Annotated in this window: 12 protein-coding genes; all 12 read left to right on the top strand. The window is 47.9% G+C overall.

Annotated features, from left to right (window positions below; genetic code table 11):
• Positions 1–101 precede the first annotated feature (101 nt).
• The 12 genes from PTQ21_RS01970 (at position 102) to pcrA (ending at position 18,815) form a co-directional block, all read left to right on the top strand.
• Positions 102–314 (top strand): hypothetical protein, encoded by a 213-nt coding sequence (locus PTQ21_RS01970; RefSeq protein ID WP_063567497.1) that lies wholly within the window; start codon positions 102–104, stop codon positions 312–314.
• A 272-nt stretch (positions 315–586) separates the two neighbouring features.
• On the top strand, positions 587–1,753 hold the full coding sequence (locus PTQ21_RS01965) for a S1C family serine protease (protein ID WP_274568615.1): 1,167 nt from the start codon (positions 587–589) through the stop codon (positions 1,751–1,753).
• A gap of 43 nt (positions 1,754–1,796) precedes the next feature.
• Entirely contained in the window at positions 1,797–3,695 is a 1,899-nt protein-coding gene (locus tag PTQ21_RS01960; RefSeq protein WP_274568614.1) for a stalk domain-containing protein, read from the top strand.
• A 343-nt stretch (positions 3,696–4,038) separates the two neighbouring features.
• Positions 4,039–6,552: a U32 family peptidase gene (locus PTQ21_RS01955; RefSeq protein ID WP_274568613.1), complete on the top strand. Its 2,514-nt coding sequence runs from the start codon at positions 4,039–4,041 to the stop codon at positions 6,550–6,552.
• 167 nt (positions 6,553–6,719) lie between these two features.
• Entirely contained in the window at positions 6,720–10,340 is a 3,621-nt protein-coding gene (locus tag PTQ21_RS01950; RefSeq protein WP_274568612.1) for a DEAD/DEAH box helicase, read from the top strand.
• A 72-nt stretch (positions 10,341–10,412) separates the two neighbouring features.
• Positions 10,413–11,291, top strand: coding sequence for a UTP--glucose-1-phosphate uridylyltransferase GalU (gene galU, locus PTQ21_RS01945; protein WP_274568611.1), 879 nt, complete (start codon positions 10,413–10,415; stop codon positions 11,289–11,291).
• A 183-nt stretch (positions 11,292–11,474) separates the two neighbouring features.
• On the top strand, positions 11,475–12,023 hold the full coding sequence (gene rfbC, locus PTQ21_RS01940) for a dTDP-4-dehydrorhamnose 3,5-epimerase (RefSeq protein WP_064641968.1): 549 nt from the start codon (positions 11,475–11,477) through the stop codon (positions 12,021–12,023).
• A 55-nt stretch (positions 12,024–12,078) separates the two neighbouring features.
• Positions 12,079–13,104 carry a dTDP-glucose 4,6-dehydratase gene (gene rfbB / locus PTQ21_RS01935; protein ID WP_072733562.1) on the top strand — a complete coding sequence of 342 codons (1,026 nt, stop codon included), beginning with the start codon at positions 12,079–12,081 and terminating at the stop codon, positions 13,102–13,104.
• Positions 13,101–13,982: a dTDP-4-dehydrorhamnose reductase gene (gene rfbD / locus PTQ21_RS01930; protein WP_063568269.1), complete on the top strand. Its 882-nt coding sequence runs from the start codon at positions 13,101–13,103 to the stop codon at positions 13,980–13,982. Before rfbB ends, rfbD begins: the two co-directional genes overlap by 4 nt.
• A 190-nt stretch (positions 13,983–14,172) precedes the next feature.
• Positions 14,173–15,048 carry a phosphatidylinositol-specific phospholipase C/glycerophosphodiester phosphodiesterase family protein gene (locus tag PTQ21_RS01925; RefSeq protein WP_274568608.1) on the top strand — a complete coding sequence of 292 codons (876 nt, stop codon included), beginning with the start codon at positions 14,173–14,175 and terminating at the stop codon, positions 15,046–15,048.
• 288 nt (positions 15,049–15,336) lie between these two features.
• Positions 15,337–16,023, top strand: coding sequence for a heptaprenylglyceryl phosphate synthase (pcrB, locus tag PTQ21_RS01920; protein ID WP_413640698.1), 687 nt, complete (start codon positions 15,337–15,339; stop codon positions 16,021–16,023).
• Positions 16,024–16,451: 428 nt separating this feature from the next.
• Positions 16,452–18,815 (top strand): DNA helicase PcrA, encoded by a 2,364-nt coding sequence (gene pcrA / locus PTQ21_RS01915; protein ID WP_090811933.1) that lies wholly within the window; start codon positions 16,452–16,454, stop codon positions 18,813–18,815.
• Positions 18,816–18,875 lie beyond the last annotated feature (60 nt).

Below are 18,875 nucleotides of genomic sequence, written 5' to 3'. Positions count from 1 at the left end.
GATGATAGGGCTTGCATTACAAGCAGGGTACAGATAACATAGAGGAAGATATTAGGGTATGCGTTTAGCTGTTCAACTATGGTGAGGAGGTCTGTCTATCCATGCTGTTTGCAGAAGCTGCCGCGGCGAGTACTTCGAATTTTAATGCGTTTGATATTTTTGTCATCTTATTTACGATCCTGATTTTCATTGGAGTTGTCCGACTGGTTCGCGCACCGAAGAAGAATTTGTTTGCTATCGGATTTGCAGTGGTTAGTCTGCTGGTATTCCTTTTGACGGACTATGCCATGATTACCGGTTGGTTTGGTTCGTAGAGACACCGCTGAACTTATTTGAAAACAGCAAGTAGAAGAACAGACAAACACTTTCCAGAGAATGAAGGAGGGTGTTTTTTTGTGTTTTGCAGAGTGGTTCGGATAATACGGTCTTCTCTATCGAAATTAGGTCTTAAAGAGATTGTACAGGAATAATTTGTATGTTAAATTTGAGGATACCGGTATTGCAGATAATAGAGAAAGAGATTCAGTAATGGATCATATGGTTCGGTTGCATAACGGAGGATATATAGAGAGGGTTAGGTGAGAGAATGAGAGTGTTGGGGAAAAAGGGCGTAGCCATACTGATGGCTGCTGTACTCTCGATCAGTGTTGCAGCAACGGCTGGGGCAGCGGAGTCTTCATCAAGTATGCAAGCCAAAATGGTAGATGGACAAGTATATGTTAGTTCAAAGGATTTGGTCAAAGCGCTCGGAGGAAGTGGGCAATATGACGCCAAGTCTGGAACGTTTCAGTATAAGGGCAGTGAAGCAGTCCCGAAAGTAATTGAAAAAGTATCTCCTTCTGTTGTAGGCATTATCGGCAAATCTACTGAATTACAGGATGGCGTCACATCGGATCGCTATAACCTAGCTCATGGCACTGGCTTGATCATCCGCTCCAACGGCTGGATTGTGACGAATGCCCATGTGGTTGATGGATTAATAAACCCGTTGGTCGTGACGACTGATGGCAATACATATAAAATCACCAAAACATACAGTGACCCGTTAAGCGATATCGCTCTAATCAAAATTAATGCCAAATCTCTTAAACCGGCGACCTTCGCCAAAGCTTCCCAAACAACTGTTGGAGAAACCGTCATTGCCATCGGCACACCGATTTCCTTCTCTTTGCGTAACTCGGCGACAGTGGGCGTAATCAGTGGTCTTAATCGGGGAGTGGAGGCTACCTATCGGTTGATTCAAACAGATACAGCCATTAACCCTGGCAACAGCGGCGGACCGCTGGTCAACCTCAAAGGTGAAGTTGTTGGTATTAACTCTATGAAATTTTCAGCAGTGGGTATCGAGAGCATGGGATTTTCAATTCCAGTAGATACCGTTCAATATATTATCAATCAGTTCTTTGAATACGGAAAAATCAAGCGTGCAAGCCTCGGCTTGCAACTGGAAGAGAGCTGGTCAGCGATTGTGGGCCTGCCTACTGATGATCCTTTGACGATTACGGGTGTGCTGTCAGCTCAAGCGAAGAAAGCCAAAATTAAAGAGGGAGATGTGTTATACAGTGTAGCAGGCACACGTGTGTCCTCTGTGGTGGATATCAATGAGCTGCTCAAAACGTATGTGCCAGGACAGAAGGTCAAACTGTTAATGCAAACGGACGGCGATATTGTCACTCGTACGGTGGTCCTTGCTGATCGAGCGGATATCCAAGACGATGAAGATGAGCAGTTCACTGTAGATGAAAATCAATAAAGCCCGGCGAGCAATCCGGATCCAGAGAGGACGAATGAACGGAATGAAAATATCATTTTTACGTGTGCTAAGCACAGGTATGTTAGCCGGGATGCTGAGCATTGGAGCGGCATTGCCTGCGTGGGCATCCGATCTTATAACAAGTGAGCTGCGGATCACAGCGGGTAGTACGAGCGCTTATATCAACGGCAGCAAGCAGGCAATCGCCAAACCATATCAGTTCAAAGGCGTTACGATGGTTCCTGTTGGTGTATTCAAGAAGGCTTTTGGCAGCGAGATCCGACTGGAGAAGAATGATGTGGTCAAAGTTAAGGAAGGTCCGCATACTGTCACCTTAACCATTGGCAGTTCGATTGCCTGGGTGGATGGAGTCAAAAAAGAGATGGGCGCAGCCCCAAAAATGGTTAATGGCGTGCTTATGGTACCACTCCGCCCGGTAGCTGCGGGGATTGGCGCTACACTTGCTCCAAGCAGTTCAGGAGAAATGGTCATTCGATTATTGCAAACGGACGAATCGGAGGATGAGGACGAGGGCGGCATTAATCTGGACGAAGGCAAAACGAGAATTGGTAACAGTTATTACGGCTGGTCCATTAATTACCCATCCGACCTCATGATTCTGCAAACGGGTGAGCAGGAGCGCATGATGACATTTGGCGCGGAGGACAGCAGTTATTATCTTGAAGTGTATGTGAGTGACCAGGATGTGAATTTGGATTCGGATGATTTGTTACAGCAGCTTGTTCAGGAAGCAAAAGAGAGCGGAGATACGGTGCTCGATCGGGAATCGATTGCCAAAGGGAAAACACCTTATGCCCGGATTGTGGTTAAGGATGCGGACGGGGTGTTATGGGAAATGCGCCAATATATCCATGATGGTCGCCAATATGACGTATACCTCGCGGATTATGGAGCATTGAATTACAAGGATCTGGGCAAACGTGCAGCGCTACTCAATTCATTCCAGCCTACTTATGCTCAGTCCGATCGTACAATTAAGGATCTTTCAACCGTGGATGAGGGGATGCGCTCTACCTGGAATGATGATTATGGCATTGAACTGAAGATTCCAGCAGGCTGGTCCATGGACAACACCCAGATGATATACGAAGCCAAGGATGGTGCATATCTGCAACTACGTGTTACATCTGCACCGAAGGGTGCGACGGTCAAAGAGTGGAGTGGCCAACTGGACAAGTGGATGCGTGAGACATTCACGCCGGAAAGTTATGAGCCGATAGGTTCGTATACGATGGATGTATCAGGCGAGACTGCCGAAATGAATGAGTTCCGTTATAACTTTGGCGATGGATGGCAGACGGAGTTCGATGTTCTTTTGCAAAAAAATGGCTATCGCTATTATGCAGAGTATACGTTCCCTGAGGAGCAGACGAAGGATCGGGAATGGTTTAAGAGTATCATGAAGAGTGTTGAGATTGATTTTGATACCGTATCTGATAATTTCGGACAGCTGGATGAAGACCCATATTTGACGGATAAAACAAAATCTGTGACACGAACGTCCAAACGTTATCATTACAGTGTAGATATTCCACGTTACTGGACGCCGTACAATGATCGGTTTGAGTATTCTCCTGTCGTGTATACCTTCACAGGTGGTCAATTCTCCATTGCCGCGAGTGAGGACAAATCCATTGAAATGACTGTCAGTCAACTTAGAGAGGCGTATGCGGAAGCAACCAAAACGCGTAAAAACTTCAAGTTGCTTAGCAGTGAGGAGTTGACGTTTGCGGGTGTGCCTGCGTTTTCCTTTATCTATCATGAAGTGGACAATGGTGTGCCGTATACCGGACGTCAGATCGTGTTTGAACAGAACGGAACGACGTATACCATTACGAGCGGGCTGAATGACGCCAACAAGACGGAAGTGCAGGCAGCAGCGCTGGAAAAAGCCGTGAACTCATTTACTTTTATCAAATAATACGAAATACTGAAATAAATAGATGTATGTTGCCGGAGGGTCGAGAGACCTTCCGGTTTTTAGTATATGCATGTTGAGTGAGATGGAAATGAAAATGATAAACGGTTTTTTCAGGAAAGCGTAGAAGAGTCGTTGCAGAAGTGGTACACTATACTAGTTCAGGAGTTATGACTGCTGTTCTGAAAAATAAGAATGACTGTAGGCTTGGGAATCAGGCAATACAGACATAATGTATAGATATAGCGATACAGTGACAATGCAGGCGTATGGAATCAAGGAACAGGATTAGCGTACAGGGTATTAGGGATGAAATCCGGCTATGCCGGTTATGGGGAGGATACACATGAAAACAGCAACAATACGAAGAGAAGACGTTGAGCTTCTGGCACCCGCAGGTGACTGGGACTGTATGCGTTCGGCGGTAGCCAACGGCGCGGATGCGATTTTCTTCGGAGTCGAAAAATTTAATGCACGGGCACGGGCGAACAATTTCCGTATGGACGAGCTGCCTGAGATTATGGCGTTTTTGCACAGTTATGGCGTAAAAGGTTTTTTGACCTTTAATATATTGATTTTTGAAAATGAATTGACGGATGCCAGAGAACTGATCGACGCTTGTGTCGATGCAGGTGTGGACGCCGTGATTGTACAGGATTTGGGTCTGGTCAAAATGATTCGCGAGATCTCGCCGGACTTCCCGATTCACGGTTCAACCCAAATGACGATTACGTCACCGGAAGCGGTGGAGTTTACGAAGCCGTTTGATATGGAACGTGTCGTGCTTGGACGGGAGAACAACCTGAAGCAGATTCAGAAGATCGGAGAACAGGCGAAGTTGCCGATGGAAGTATTTGTTCACGGTGCGTTGTGTGTGTCTTATTCCGGGCAATGTTTGACTTCTGAAATGTGGGGCGGACGCTCCGCCAACCGTGGGGAATGTGCACAGGCTTGTCGTCTGCCGTACGACCTGATGGTGGATGGCGAGCATAAACCAATGGGCGATGTGGCATATCTGCTGTCTCCGAAGGATCTGGCTGCGATTGACTTGATGCCGGAACTGATCGAAGCAGGCGTAACTTCCTTCAAAATCGAAGGACGTCTCAAAACGCCGGAATACGTGGCCAACGTGGTTAGTAAATACCGCAAAGCGATTGACCGTTACTTTGATGGAGATAATACTCCTCCAAGTAAGGAAGAAGTTCGTGAATTGCAGCAGAGCTTCTCTCGTGGATTCACACACGGTTTCCTGGACGGAACGAATAATAAACAGCTGGTTGACGGTACGTTCCCGAAAAGCCGTGGCGTCTATCTGGGTCGTGTAGACCAAGTATTGCGTGATGGTGTCGTCCTGAAGCTTGATGCACCAGTGAAACGTGGAGACGGAATTGTATTTGATGCCGGAGATCCGACGAAGAAGGAAGAGGGCGGACGTGTCTACGATGTACGTCGCAAAGGCGTGAAGCTTGAAGGCGAAGCAGAGGAAGGCTGGATCGTGGACGTTGTACCAGGCCGTAGTGACGTGGACCTGCGCCGCGTGAAAGTTGGCGACAAAGTATGGAAAACGAATGATCCAGCGCTGGACAAACGTCTGCGTCAGAGCTTTGAAATCGAGAAGCCTTATCGTATCTTCCCGGTAAACGTAAAAGTTATCGGCAGCCCAGGGCAGCCGCTTAGCACATGGTGGACGGACGTGCAGAAGGGCACGACGGTCCGTGTTAATTCCGAGATGGAACTGGATATTGCCCAGAAGCGTCCAATGACACACGAACTGCTCGAAGAGCAATTCGGACGTCTGGGCGGCACTGTGTTCCAGCTGGAAGAATTGGACGTCAACTTGCACGGTGACGTCATCATCCCGATGCGCGAGTTGAATAACATTCGCCGTCAGGCGGTGGAACAACTCGCGGGCGAGCGCCCTAAACCGCCCGTCTACGTGAAACGGGCGGTGGAAGTCTACGGCGATGCGGTTAAACCAGCAGCGCCAGTTGCTCGCGGTCATGCGGAGCTGACCGCGCTATGCCGCAGCCTGCCACAAGTGGAGGCAGCGCTGGAAGCAGGTGTCGGCATGATCTACGCCGACTTCGAGTTTATCAAGCAGTTCCCGGCAGCGGTGGAAGCTGTTCGTGCCGCAGGCCGCAAGATTGCGTTGGCAACACCACGCATTCATATGCCTGGCGAGAACGGGTATCACAACAACATCCTGCGTTTGCAGCCGGATGCTGTGCTCGTACGTAATACGGGTGCATTGTACTTCTACTTGCGCCACCGGATGGAGAACCCGGATGCGAAGCATCCTGAATTGATCGGTGACTTCTCACTCAACATTGCCAATCACAAAGCAGTGGAACTGTTCCTGGAAGCGGGTTGTGACTGGATTACGCCTTCTTATGACCTGAACATTCAGCAAATGGTTGATTTGCTGGGACACTCCCGTACAAGTCAGACGGAAGTCGTTATTCATCAGCATTTGCCGATGTTCCATACCGAGCACTGTGTGTACTGTACGTTTATGAGTGAAGGAACGGACTTTACGAACTGTGGACGTCCATGTGAAGATCACCGGGCTTCCTTGCAAGACCGGATCGGCATGTCTCACCCGGTACGTGTGGACGAAGGCTGCCGTAATACCGTGTATAATGCGGTGGAACAATCCGGTGCAGAATACCTGACCAACTTCATGGATCTGGGTGTATCCCGCTACCGTGTGGAATTCCTGGAGGAAACTCCAGAGCAGGTGCGTGAGGTTATTGATCTGTATAACCGTGCTCTGCGTGGCGAGATCAGTGGTACACAAGTTTGGAAAACGCTGAAAGCAACAAACCAGCTTGGCGTAACGCGTGGTCAACTGGTGAAATAATAGATCGAAACCGGAACAAACAGCAACAGGCATGAAGTATACTGCAACCCCAATCTCTGCTTTACGGAGCTCTTGGGGTTTTTTCTATAAAAGAGACTTGAATTACACCTATACTAAATTCGTATGTGGTATCTTGTTTGTCAGAGAAATATAGGAGGCGAAGAACCGTGGCGCCATTCACGATGATGGATATCAAATTGCTGTGCGGGGTCACGGCTTTCAAACGGGGAGAAGCGTATAACCAATCTGGGAGGGTGACCAATCTGGTTGCCAGTCAGGATGAACGTCATTACGAAGCTGTGGTTCGAGGTACAGAACGATACAAAGTAACGGTTGATCTGGATGATGCAGGTGAGGTTGTTGCCGGATGCAGCTGTCCGGGCGATGGGAGATATTATGACTATTGCAAACACGTGGCTGCCGTTTTGCTGGCGATTCATGAATGGGGAGAACAGCGTGACACGGGCTCTCAAACATCCTCGAAGCTGGTGTCTAAACCTGATCGTGGCTCCAGTTCCAGAGTAGGAACGCTGGTGGAGGAGAATGAGTGGGAGCGTCCAAACTCCATTTCAAATACCGACTCAGTAATGAATGTGGGATCTCATTCAACTTCATCTGCTCAGGCCTTTGCAGCCGAGCCATTGTCTTCCGAATCCAAGCTTGATGACTATTCGGATATGGATCGTCCGTCCGTACATTTCGCTCAAGCGGGTCGACCAAGCTCGGCTCCTGGATGGGGTAGATCAGCAGATAAACCTTCCTACCGCACAGCAGATCAGATTCTTTCCATGTTTGCCAAAGAACGCAGCCCCCTGCAATCAAATGATCGTAAATACACTGCGCCTGTAACCCGGTCTTCATTGCGGGAGGAGCTGCAGCTCCAATTTATATGCAAGCTTGTTCAAGTTCACAAAGGCGGAGCCAAACTCGCGCTTGAACTGAAAGTAGGAAATAAACGCCTGTATGTCGTTCAGAAAGTGAAGCAATTCCTGAATTGCATTGAGAATGGTGAGCCGATGTCGTTTACCAAGCTATTTTTCTACGACCCTTCAATGCATTATTTTCGGCCACAGGATCAGGCGACCTTGTCTATGCTTATTCGGATGATGCAGAGTGAGGAAACTTACCGCGAATCCATCTCCGGTTACTTGGGTGCTTCAGACGGAAGAGATATATTGATTGCTCCTCTGGTCTGGAAGCCTCTATTGGATTTGCTGCTGCAGGCAGATAGCCGGATGGAGGGAACAGGGTTAGCCAATGGTCCGCTCACTTTGGGTGAAGGGGCACTGCCATTATTTTATCGTATTGCGCAGGGGACTAATGAAGGATATCAGCTTGAGATTTCCGGATTGCGTGAGTTAATTCTTCTTCCAGCCTATGATGCTGCCGTGGTGGAAGGGCAATTGCATATGTTGGAGCCGATGCAGATGCGAAGTCTGGAGGATTTGAGCAGAGCGCTCACTTCTTATGGAATCAAGGAAAGTATCGATATTTCTGCTCAGCAGGTGGATGAATTCGTGCAGCATGTAGTGCCGGAATTGCGTACACTTGGACATCTGTCGATCGACTCCCAGGTGAGAGAACGAATCGCAGAGCCGGAGCTTGCGCCAAAGTTGTATATTGATTTCTACCGGGAACGGATTACTGCGCGTCTGGAGTTTGATTACGGTGTAATGGTGATTAATCCGCTGGCCGAATATTTGATCGATGAGGAAGAGAAAAAGGTGATTTTGCTACGAGACCGTCATGCGGAGCGTAACCTAATCGACCGACTAGATCGCTCTTTCCTGGAACGGGATGGCAGTGTATGGGCAAGTGAACGAGAAGATGCGGTATACGATGTGATGTATCATTTGCTGCCGGAGCTTGAGAAGCAGGTAGATGTCTATATCCCGAATGCGGTGAAGGCCATGATGCAATCCTATCCGACACCGCCGAAAGTTCGGGCAGATCTGGGCAAAGGCTTGGATTGGCTGGAGATCTCATTCGAGATGGAAGGTGTAGATGAGCTGGAGCTTCAGGAAATTATGCGCAGCATTGTGGAAAAGAAACCGTATTTCCGCTTGCGCAGCGGTGTGTTTGTTTCTCTCGAAAATGACGGAGCGGACAGCTTTGCACACATGGCGGATTCCCTTGGACTGGCGTCGGGCGATATCAATGGCAGTCATATACGGATGCCGGCAGTTCGGGCGTTACAGCTTCCGGGCCGGGACGAGGTTTCCGGACATGTGAAGTGGGGCGGTTCCCTGAAACGTTTCCTGGATGACCTTCGTGATCCCGAGCGGATGGATTTTGCATTGCCGGATGCCCTTGCTCCCGTGTTGCGTGATTATCAGGCCAGTGGATATCAGTGGCTGCGTACACTCGCATTTTACCGATTTGGCGGTATCCTGGCGGATGATATGGGACTTGGTAAAACGCTGCAAAGTATCGCCTATATCGCGGCTGAACTGAAAGAAAAGCTGAAACAGCACATAAGTAATCCAGGTGATGTTGATTACACTGTCAATGAGGGAACTTTCGGGAATAACATCCCAGATGAAGTACAGGCCGGACTGTTGGACCAACAAGCTACTCATCCCCCGGTACTCGTCGTTGCACCAGCTTCGTTAACGTACAACTGGGCGAATGAATTTGCCCGATTTGCGCCGCATTTGCGAGTTCTGATTGCGGCTGGGCAGAAAGACGAACGAGCCAGTATGCTCGCAGGCATGGATGACGCAGATGTTATTGTGACGTCCTACCCGCTATTGCGCCGCGATCTGGACACATATCTCGGGAGAACGTTTCATACGCTTATTTTGGATGAAGCCCAGTCTATCAAGAACTCTTCTTCCCAGACAGCCCAAGCGGTTAAACAGATTGAGGCACCACGTCGCTTCGCTCTTACAGGAACACCCGTGGAGAACTCATTGGATGAGCTATGGTCGATCTTTGAAGCGGTTTTCCCGGGCCTATTTCCAAGCTATCGCAGATTCCGGGACCTGCCTCCTGAACGAATCGCGCGAATGGTCCGTCCGTTTATTCTTCGCCGTCTGAAGAAAGATGTGCTGGAGGAATTGCCGGATCGTATTGAAACGGTTCAGCGCTCCGAGCTGAAGGACGAACAGAAGAAACTGTATGCCGCGTACCTGTCTCAGCTTCAGGATGAGACATCCAAGGATATGGAAGAGAACGGCTTTCAGAAGAACCGGATTAAAATACTGGCTGGTATTACACGCCTGCGCCAGTTGTGCTGTCATCCCGCTCTCTTTGTGGAGGGTTATCAAGGGGATTCCGGGAAAATGGAGCAGCTGCTGGAGACGGTCCAGGATTGTCTCGCTGCTGGGAAACGCATTCTCATCTTCTCCCAGTTCGCTAGCATGCTGAATCTGATTCGACAGACGCTCGCTGCACAGGGGAGAGATTTGTTCTACCTGGATGGTCAGACACCTGCACAGAGTCGGGTAGAGATGTGTCGCAGATTCAACGAGGGTGAAGCTGAGCTGTTCCTGATCTCCTTGAAGGCTGGCGGTACCGGATTGAACTTAACAGGTGCAGATACTGTTATTTTATATGATCTTTGGTGGAATCCCGCCGTGGAAGAACAGGCCATCGGACGTGCCCATCGTATGGGGCAGAAACAAGTCGTACAGGTTATCCGCCTCGTTACGGAAGGTACGATTGAGGAGAAGATTTTGGAGCTGCAGCAGCGCAAAAAAGATTTGATTGCCGAAGTCATTGAACCCGGAGATCGAGGATCGACCACCTTATCCGAGCAGGATATCCGGGAGCTGTTGATGGTATAATGAAGTCTGCCAAATTAGTATTCGATTTATCTAATATATAATTATTTCTCCACCAGAAGGAGCGGATCTAGCGTGCGTATTCGCAAAGCAATCATTCCAGCGGCCGGGCTCGGTACCCGGTTTCTGCCTGCAACGAAGGCGATGCCCAAGGAAATGCTGCCCATCGTTGATAAACCAACGATCCAGTACATTATTGAAGAAGCCGTGGCTTCAGGCATTGAGGATATCATTATCGTAACAGGTAAAGGTAAACGGGCCATCGAGGATCATTTTGACTATTCATTCGAATTGGAACAGAATCTGGCTGGTAAACAGAAGTGGGATTTGCTGAATGAAGTTCGCAAGCCCTCCGAGATGGCAGACATCCATTATATCCGTCAAAAGGAACCAAAGGGTCTTGGGCACGCCATCTGGTGTGCCCGCAAGTTTATCGGAAACGAACCATTTGCCGTGCTACTGGGGGATGACATCGTGGAATCCAATCATCCTTGTCTTCAGCAGATGATCGAAGTTTATGATGAATTGCAATCTCCGATCGTAGGTGTGCAGCCTGTTGATTGGAGCGAAGTGTCACGTTACGGGATTGTGGACGGGGAATTGGTATCTCGCACCGAAGGTCGTGTGTACCGTGCGCGTCGTTTGATCGAGAAACCGAAGACGGAAGAATCACCTTCCAATTTGGCGATTATGGGACGTTATATTCTGACGCCGGATATCTTCGATATTCTTGGTCAGCAGTCTGTTGGCGTGGGTGGAGAAATCCAGTTAACGGATGCCTTGTCCCGTCTGAATGACCAGCGGCAGATTCTAGCCTATCACTTTGACGGCCTGCGTCATGATGTTGGGGAGAAGCTTGGTTTTATTGAAACCACGATTCATTATGCCCTTCAGCGCCCGGATTTGCGGGAGGATTTGTTGAAGTATTTGGAGCATATAGTACAGAACAAATAGAGAAATCGCTATGATCAAGCCCAGCCGAAAGTAAAACACCGGCTGGGTTTTAATTATTTTATGGAACAACGTATTGAAATATCATGATTTAACCAGGCCAATGAACGATCACTTGCCCGATGCTTTACATATACATAGATTAATATGAAGAAATGCTGTTAATAGCAATAACGGAGGGATAACATGAAGGTGATTCCGCTGTTTATGGATGGCGCAGCTATATTGGAACCTAAGGTTTATGGCGATCATCGGGGATATTTCATGGAAAGTTATAATGAGCGTGTTCTGTATGAAAATGGTATTCATCATGTGTTTGTTCAGGACAATCAATCCCTGTCCGCCGAAGCTGGAGTTCTTCGCGGACTTCATTACCAGCTTCAGCCCAGAGCACAGACCAAGTTGGTCAGAGTAATATCCGGAGCCATCTATGATGTTATTGTAGATATTCGTACGACTTCACCAACCTTTGGACAGTGGAAAAGTGTCATTCTTAGTGAGTATAATCAGCGGCAGTTGCTTGTCCCCCAAGGTTTCGCTCATGGATTCTGTACACTGGTGCCACATACACAGGTGACATACAAGGTGGATGCATACTATTCGCCTGAACATGACCGGGGTATTTTGTGGAACGATCCAGCGCTCGGGATTGATTGGCCTGTGTCGGATCCCATTCTCTCCGAGAAAGATCAGAAGCACCCTTTACTTCAAGGGGCGGAACTGAATTTTGGCTAACTAAAACAAGCTTCTCGGATCGAACAGTATCTGGGGGCAGAAGGAGAGAGATAACATGAAACTGCTCGTTACTGGAGGGGCTGGATTTATTGGCAGCAACTTTGTGATGTATATGCTTCGTGAGCATCCTGATTATGAAATTGTTAACGTGGATTCCTTAACGTATGCGGGCAACCTTGAGAATTTGCAATCCGTAGAATCGAATTCTCAATATACGTTTATCCGAGCGGATATCACTGACGTTCAGCAAATGGAACAAATTATATCCCAAGGGATCGATGTAATCGTCAATTTTGCGGCTGAGTCTCATGTGGATCGCAGCATTCTGTCCCCCGATATTTTTGTGCGCACCAATGTACTCGGAACTCAGGTGTTGCTGGATGCCGCGAAGAAATATCAGGTTACCAAATATGTTCAGGTGTCTACGGATGAAGTATATGGTTCACTTGGTCCAACAGGTTTGTTTACAGAAGAGACACCATTGATGCCGAACAGTCCATACTCTGCCAGTAAAGCAGGTGGGGATTTGCTTGTCAGAGCGTATCATGAAACCTTTGGTTTGCCTGTAAACATTACACGTTGTTCGAACAATTATGGACCTTTCCAATTTCCAGAGAAACTTATACCGCTTATTATATCTCGTGCATTAAATGATGAGGCTATTCCTGTCTATGGCGATGGGCTTAATATTCGTGATTGGCTCTATGTAGAAGATCACTGTAGTGCTATCGACCTGGTCATTCATAATGGCAAGATTGGAGAGGTATATAACATCGGGGGAAATAATGAACGTACCAATATATATATTGTTGAAAAGATTCTAGAACAACTAGGCAAACCTGCAAGTTTGATTCAATATGTACAGGATCGACTAGGCCACGACCGACGTTATGGGATTGACCCGACCAAATTGCATACTGAGCTTGGCTGGAAGCCCGTGCACAATTTTGAGACAGGGATCAAGGAAACCATCCAGTGGTATCTGAATCATCAGGAATGGTGGACACGAATTCAATCAGGTACGTATCAAGATTATGTAAAACTTCAGTATGGTGATCGAATGGGTGATCCTACAAAATGAAGTATAGAGTAATGGTGACGGGGGCTGCGGGACAGCTCGGATACGATGTTGTAAAGATATTTCGAGCTGGTGGTCATGATGTCATGGCCTGTGACAGGGACCAATTGGACATTACCGATCAACAGCAATGCAGAGAAACCATTAACGCTTTCCAGCCTCACATCATCGTTCATTGTGCTGCCTATACAGCCGTTGATAAGGCCGAGACAGATGAGGATATGGCGTACACAGTCAATGTAACAGGCACTAGAAATATAGCTGTTGCTGCAGAGAAAGTGAAAGCCAAACTGATTTATATTAGTACCGACTACGTATTTGATGGCACGGCAACGAGGCCTTATCAGGAATTTGATTTGACGAATCCGCAGACCGTGTATGGCAAGTCAAAGCTTGCCGGAGAGAGACTGGTCGAGAGTCTCTGCACGCGATGGTTTATTATACGAACATCATGGGTGTTTGGAGTACACGGCAGTAATTTTGTCAAAACCATGTTGGAACTTCTGGAGAAGCGTCCCCGACTTCAGGTCGTTCATGATCAACAAGGGTCGCCCACATATACTGTGGATTTAGCCAGACTCGTGAGTGAACTTTCATTAACTGAGAAATATGGTATCTACCATGCCTCTAATTCTGGAATGTGCACCTGGTATGAATTTGCACAGGCCATTGCAGAAGAAGCATCCAAGCAATCCGGATTCAAACTGAGTGCTGTTCTCGAGCCTTGTACCACCGGGCAATTCCCACGTCCTGCTCCTCGACCTCAATATTCCGTAATGGATCATCTCGCTATTCGTACAAACGGTCTGCCACCCATGAGAGCTTGGCGCGAAGCTTTGATCGCATTTCTGAATGAATTGAGTGTGCAACCAACCGAATAGATGGTGCTTCTTATCCATTCGAAATACTGCATCCCTAGATTTAACAGCCGCCTTCGGGCGGCTTTTTGTTTTACACCTCTCCAATCAGGGTAGTTAGCTATCAAAAAGGAAAAACCGCACATGCTTCGTCATATCATGTTATTCGTACTCTTTTTCTTCCCTACCACCCTGATAAGGATGTGAACGCCATATGAAACGAATTGCCGCCGTCGTTACACTACTCATCGTAACCGTGGGCACACTCTTTTTTGCCTATGACAGTCAGAGCGAGGAGCAGCACGATGGGTTTACGGCCTATCGACTGATTGCTCATGCCATGGGCAGTATCCGTGAGAAGCCTTACACGAACGCCTATGAGGCGATGATTGCCAATTATGAGAAGGGCACACGTGTGTTTGAGATTGACTTTATGCTGACCTCGGACCGCAAAGCAGTAGCCAGACATGAATGGACCGCTAACATGAGCAAAATGCTGGGACAGGACGAGGAGTTACCCGAGGACAAACAGGCTGGGGCGCTGACACATGATGAATTCATGAATACGCCCATTCTGGGCATGTACCAACCGATGGATGCCGACGGCATTATGGACGTATTGGCCAAGTACCCGGATATGTATATCGTGACCGATACCAAAGAACAGAAGGACGAGGATATTCAGCAGGTGCTAAAATCACTCGTGGACGCAGCCAAGAAACATGACCCTTCAATTCTTAATCGGGTTGTAGTACAGATCTATAACGAGCCGATGCTCGAAACCGTGAAAGAAATCTACGCGTTTCCTTCTATTATTTATACCCTTTATGCTACGCAGGATACTGAAGCCCAGGTGGTTGATTTTGTACAAAAGAATGACATCGATGCCGTAACCATGCCGGAATATAAAGTAAACCAGAATTTCGTTGCCAAGCTGAAGCAGGCAGGAGCCGTCACCTACGTTCATACCATTAATGACACCGATCAGGTAGCAAACTATGAGAAATGGGGCGTGTACGGCGTGTATTCGGATGTATTAACCGAGCAGGAACTGGATGAGATGAACACACGTTTTGCCTGGAAACCTTGAGTATAAAATTATGATTCAGAGGTTGCGGTATTCCTACTTGAGACTTTGGATCCAACTCTACTCAAGATATTGATGTTCGAAGTGGCAGCAGGCGCTGGCTTAAATTCTGTAGCATCACATCCCTGCCATCTAAAATTACAGGCTTCTCCTGCAATTCCAGGGAAAAGTCTGTGATTTTTTGTTCCCCTTTTTATACGAACATTGACACTCACTCCCTGCTGACTTAGACTTAGTTTACAAGCTTTTTAGGATGCAGAAGAACCTCTGGAGGAATGTTCGTTGATAGACATGATTAAGCAGTGGAGACATGTATTTAAGCTAGACCCGGACCGGGAAATAACGGATGAAGCACTTGACCTGATCTGCATGTCGGGTACCGATGCCATTATTGTTGGTGGGTCTTCGGGAATTACCTATGACAACACGGTTGACCTGATGTCCAGAGTACGTCGCTACGAGCTGCCTTGCGTGCTAGAAGTATCCGAGCTGGAGGCAGTTGTGCCTGGTTTTGACGGATATCTAATTCCGATGGTGCTGAATGCAACGGATAGCAAATGGATGATCGGACAGCACCAGCAAGCCATCGAGCGTTACGGTTACCTGATCCCATGGGATCTGCTTATTGCAGAAGGTTATATTGTCCTTAATGCCGACTCCACTGTTGCCCGAATGACGGGAGCGGATACGGAATTAACGACGGATGCTGCGGTTGCTTACGCCCAGGCTGCGGAACGTCTGCTAAACCTGCCTATCGTATATATGGAGTACAGCGGAACGTTTGGAGATATGGAGCTGGTTGGAGAGACACACAGACAACTCACCAAGGCGCATCTTATCTACGGCGGCGGGATTGATAGTCCGGAGAAAGCTAGACAAGCTGCACAGGTAGCAGACACCGTTGTGGTTGGAAACATTGTGTACAGTGATTTGCACAAGGCGTTGGAGACTGTCCAAGCTGTGAAACAATCCGTTTAATCGGTTTAGTTTACCATTCCCCCAATTTCCCCTCTTGATCTGTTAAAATAGAACTTCGGCTTTGCTAAATAGAACAAGTTACATGAGCGCAATGTCGTTTACACAAGAACGTAGACTGCAATGGAGAAGCGGAGCGTTCTCACTTTTTCAACAACTGAAAGAACTGAAAGATAGTAATTGCAGTTCAATTGTAATTTCAACTACTCTTAAAAATAAGCTAAACTAAATTTTTACACGAGAACGAAGAGGACAGAAATAAGCTGGAGAAACGAAGTGCTCGCATTTATTACCGGATTTTCACTTTGAAAAAAGTAGATCAAAAAATCCGGGAATAACGGCGATCGGAAGATTATTCTGTCATCGTAGTGACGAGTGTAACCCTTAGTACTACTTATATCGATTTCAACCAATGAAAGGAGCATGCATGCATGCAACCTGTAAATATACATGATGCCGTAGCACGGCTTAACACCCCTCAACGGCAAGCCGTCGAGGCGACGGATGGACCGCTGTTGATTATGGCTGGAGCGGGCAGTGGCAAGACCCGTGTGCTAACACACCGGATTGCCTATCTTATTGCAACGCGAAAAGCACCCCCTTGGGGTATTTTGGCTATTACGTTTACGAACAAAGCGGCACGCGAGATGCAAGACCGGGTATCCCAACTGGTTGGCAGCTCTCAGGGTCGTGACATCTGGGTATCAACGTTTCACTCCATGTGTGTGCGTATTCTGCGCCGTGACATTGAACGCATCGGCTTCACCTCCAATTTCAGCATTTTGGATTCATCTGACCAATTATCTGTCATTCGTAGTTGTATGAAAGACCAGAACATCGACACCAAGAAATTTGAGCCAAAAGCCGTTCAATCGATGATGAGTACCGCGAAGAATGAATTGATCAGTCCGGAGCAATATGAGAAACAGGCTGCTGACTATTTTGAAGGCATTGTGGCGAAAGTGTATAAGATGTACCAAAAACGGCTCAGAGCCAACAACTCGCTCGATTTTGATGATCTCATCATGGCGACTATTCAACTTTTCAAAGAGGTACCGGAAGTTCTCGACTTTTACCAAAAGAAATTCCAGTACATTCACGTGGATGAGTACCAGGATACCAACCGTGCGCAGTACATGCTTTGCCGTATGCTTGCTGATAGTCATCACCGCATTTGCGTCGTAGGGGATAGTGACCAATCGATCTATCGCTGGCGTGGAGCGGATATCAGCAACATCCTGAATTTTGAGAAAGACTACCCTGAAGCCAATACGATTTTGCTCGAGCAAAACTATCGTTCCACTTCGAATATCCTGAATGCAGCGAATGAGGTAATCGGCCTGAATACTGGGCGCAAACCGAAGAAACTGTGGACGGACAAAGAGGGTGGCTCAAAGATCAAGGTGTACCGTGCGGATTCCGAACATGATGAGGGGTATTTTGTAACCTCTGAGATTAGTAAAAATGTGAAGAACGGCAAATCCTATCAGAACCATGCCATTTTGTACCGTACCAACGCCCAGTCCCGGGTTATAGAGGAAATTCTGATCAAGTCTGATATTCCGTATCAGATCGTTGGCGGCATCAAGTTCTATGATCGTAAAGAGATCAAGGACATTCTGGCGTATCTGCGCCTGCTTTCGAACCCCGATGATGACATCAGCCTTACCCGGATTATTAATGTACCAAAACGCAGCATTGGTGATACAACGGTAGCGAAGCTGGCAGCTGCAGCAGGAGAACGGGGGATTTCAATATACCGTGTGCTTCAGGTTGTGGACGATCTCGGTTTTGCCGGTCGAACGCGGAATGCGCTGGTGGAGTTCTATGATATGATCGCCGCGCTGCATCAGATGGTAGAGTATCTGTCTGTGACTGAATTGACCGAGAAGATTCTCGAGATGAGCCAGTACCGACTAGAGATGCAAAATGAAAATACGCTCGAATCCCGCGCGCGGTTGGAGAACATTGATGAGTTCCTGTCCGTTACGATGGAATTCGAGAAAAATAATGAAGACAAAACGCTCGTTTCATTCCTCACCGATCTCGCACTGATTGCAGATATCGACAGTATGAACGATGATGAAGAGGATCAGAGTGACGCAGTTACCCTGATGACGATGCACAGTGCCAAAGGTCTGGAATTCCCTGTCGTCTTTATCGTTGGTATGGAGGAAGGAGTTTTCCCGCACAGCCGGGCCTTTATGGATAACGAGGAGCTGGAGGAAGAACGCAGACTGGCTTATGTGGGCATTACGCGTGCGGAAGAACAACTCTTCCTGTCTTGCGCGCAAATGAGGACCTTGTTCGGACGCACAACGGCGAACCCGCCTTCGCGCTTCCTGGATGAAATTCCGGATGAGCTAAAAGAAGATACTTCGATGGCTCGTGACCGCTACCGTCGTGGTAGCAGCGCAGGTGGATCATATGGTGGCCGTGGACTTGGTGCCAGTGGAGGAAGCAACTTTGGTGGCGGAGCAAGCAAGCTGTTTGATCGTCAGAGCCAAAGCGGTTCTTCCGCTTCGTCAGTTACTTCCTCACGGGTTACCATGAGTACGTCGTCCAGCACATCCAGCACGCCTGCCCCGTCGTCGGCATCTAAACCGGTCGCTGCCGGAGCTGGTTCTGACGGATTCAAAGCCGGAGATAAAGTACAACACGGCAAATGGGGAACAGGTACCATTGTTGGGGTGAAAGGATCGGGTAATGACACAGAGCTTCAGATCGCATTCCCGGCCCCGGTTGGCCTAAAACGTCTGCTTGCAGGCTTTGCCCCAATCACCAAAGTGGAATAGATATTCATGAACGAACTTAGAGATTGCTCTAACGTTCGTTCTACATAGATCCAAATTATA

The organism is Paenibacillus marchantiae, assembly GCF_028771845.1.
In the GTDB taxonomy this organism is placed as follows: domain Bacteria; phylum Bacillota; class Bacilli; order Paenibacillales; family Paenibacillaceae; genus Paenibacillus; species Paenibacillus marchantiae.
The sequence above is the reverse complement of the archived record's forward strand: the minus strand, read 5'-3'. Positions and strand labels throughout refer to the sequence as shown.

Excerpts from the sequence above, each read along its gene's own strand:
- rfbD (WP_063568269.1), top strand. The coding sequence starts at position 13,101 with ATGAAGTATAGAGTAATGGTGACGGGGGCTGCGGGACAGCTCGGATAC.
- pcrA (WP_090811933.1), top strand. The coding sequence starts at position 16,452 with ATGCAACCTGTAAATATACATGATGCCGTAGCACGGCTTAACACCCCT.
- PTQ21_RS01955 (WP_274568613.1), top strand. The coding sequence starts at position 4,039 with ATGAAAACAGCAACAATACGAAGAGAAGACGTTGAGCTTCTGGCACCC.
- PTQ21_RS01960 (WP_274568614.1), top strand. The coding sequence starts at position 1,797 with ATGAAAATATCATTTTTACGTGTGCTAAGCACAGGTATGTTAGCCGGG.
- rfbB (WP_072733562.1), top strand. The coding sequence starts at position 12,079 with ATGAAACTGCTCGTTACTGGAGGGGCTGGATTTATTGGCAGCAACTTT.
- PTQ21_RS01965 (WP_274568615.1), top strand. The coding sequence starts at position 587 with ATGAGAGTGTTGGGGAAAAAGGGCGTAGCCATACTGATGGCTGCTGTA.
- rfbC (WP_064641968.1), top strand. The coding sequence starts at position 11,475 with ATGAAGGTGATTCCGCTGTTTATGGATGGCGCAGCTATATTGGAACCT.
- pcrB (WP_413640698.1), top strand. The coding sequence starts at position 15,337 with ATGATTAAGCAGTGGAGACATGTATTTAAGCTAGACCCGGACCGGGAA.
- PTQ21_RS01970 (WP_063567497.1), top strand. The coding sequence starts at position 102 with ATGCTGTTTGCAGAAGCTGCCGCGGCGAGTACTTCGAATTTTAATGCG.
- PTQ21_RS01925 (WP_274568608.1), top strand. The coding sequence starts at position 14,173 with ATGAAACGAATTGCCGCCGTCGTTACACTACTCATCGTAACCGTGGGC.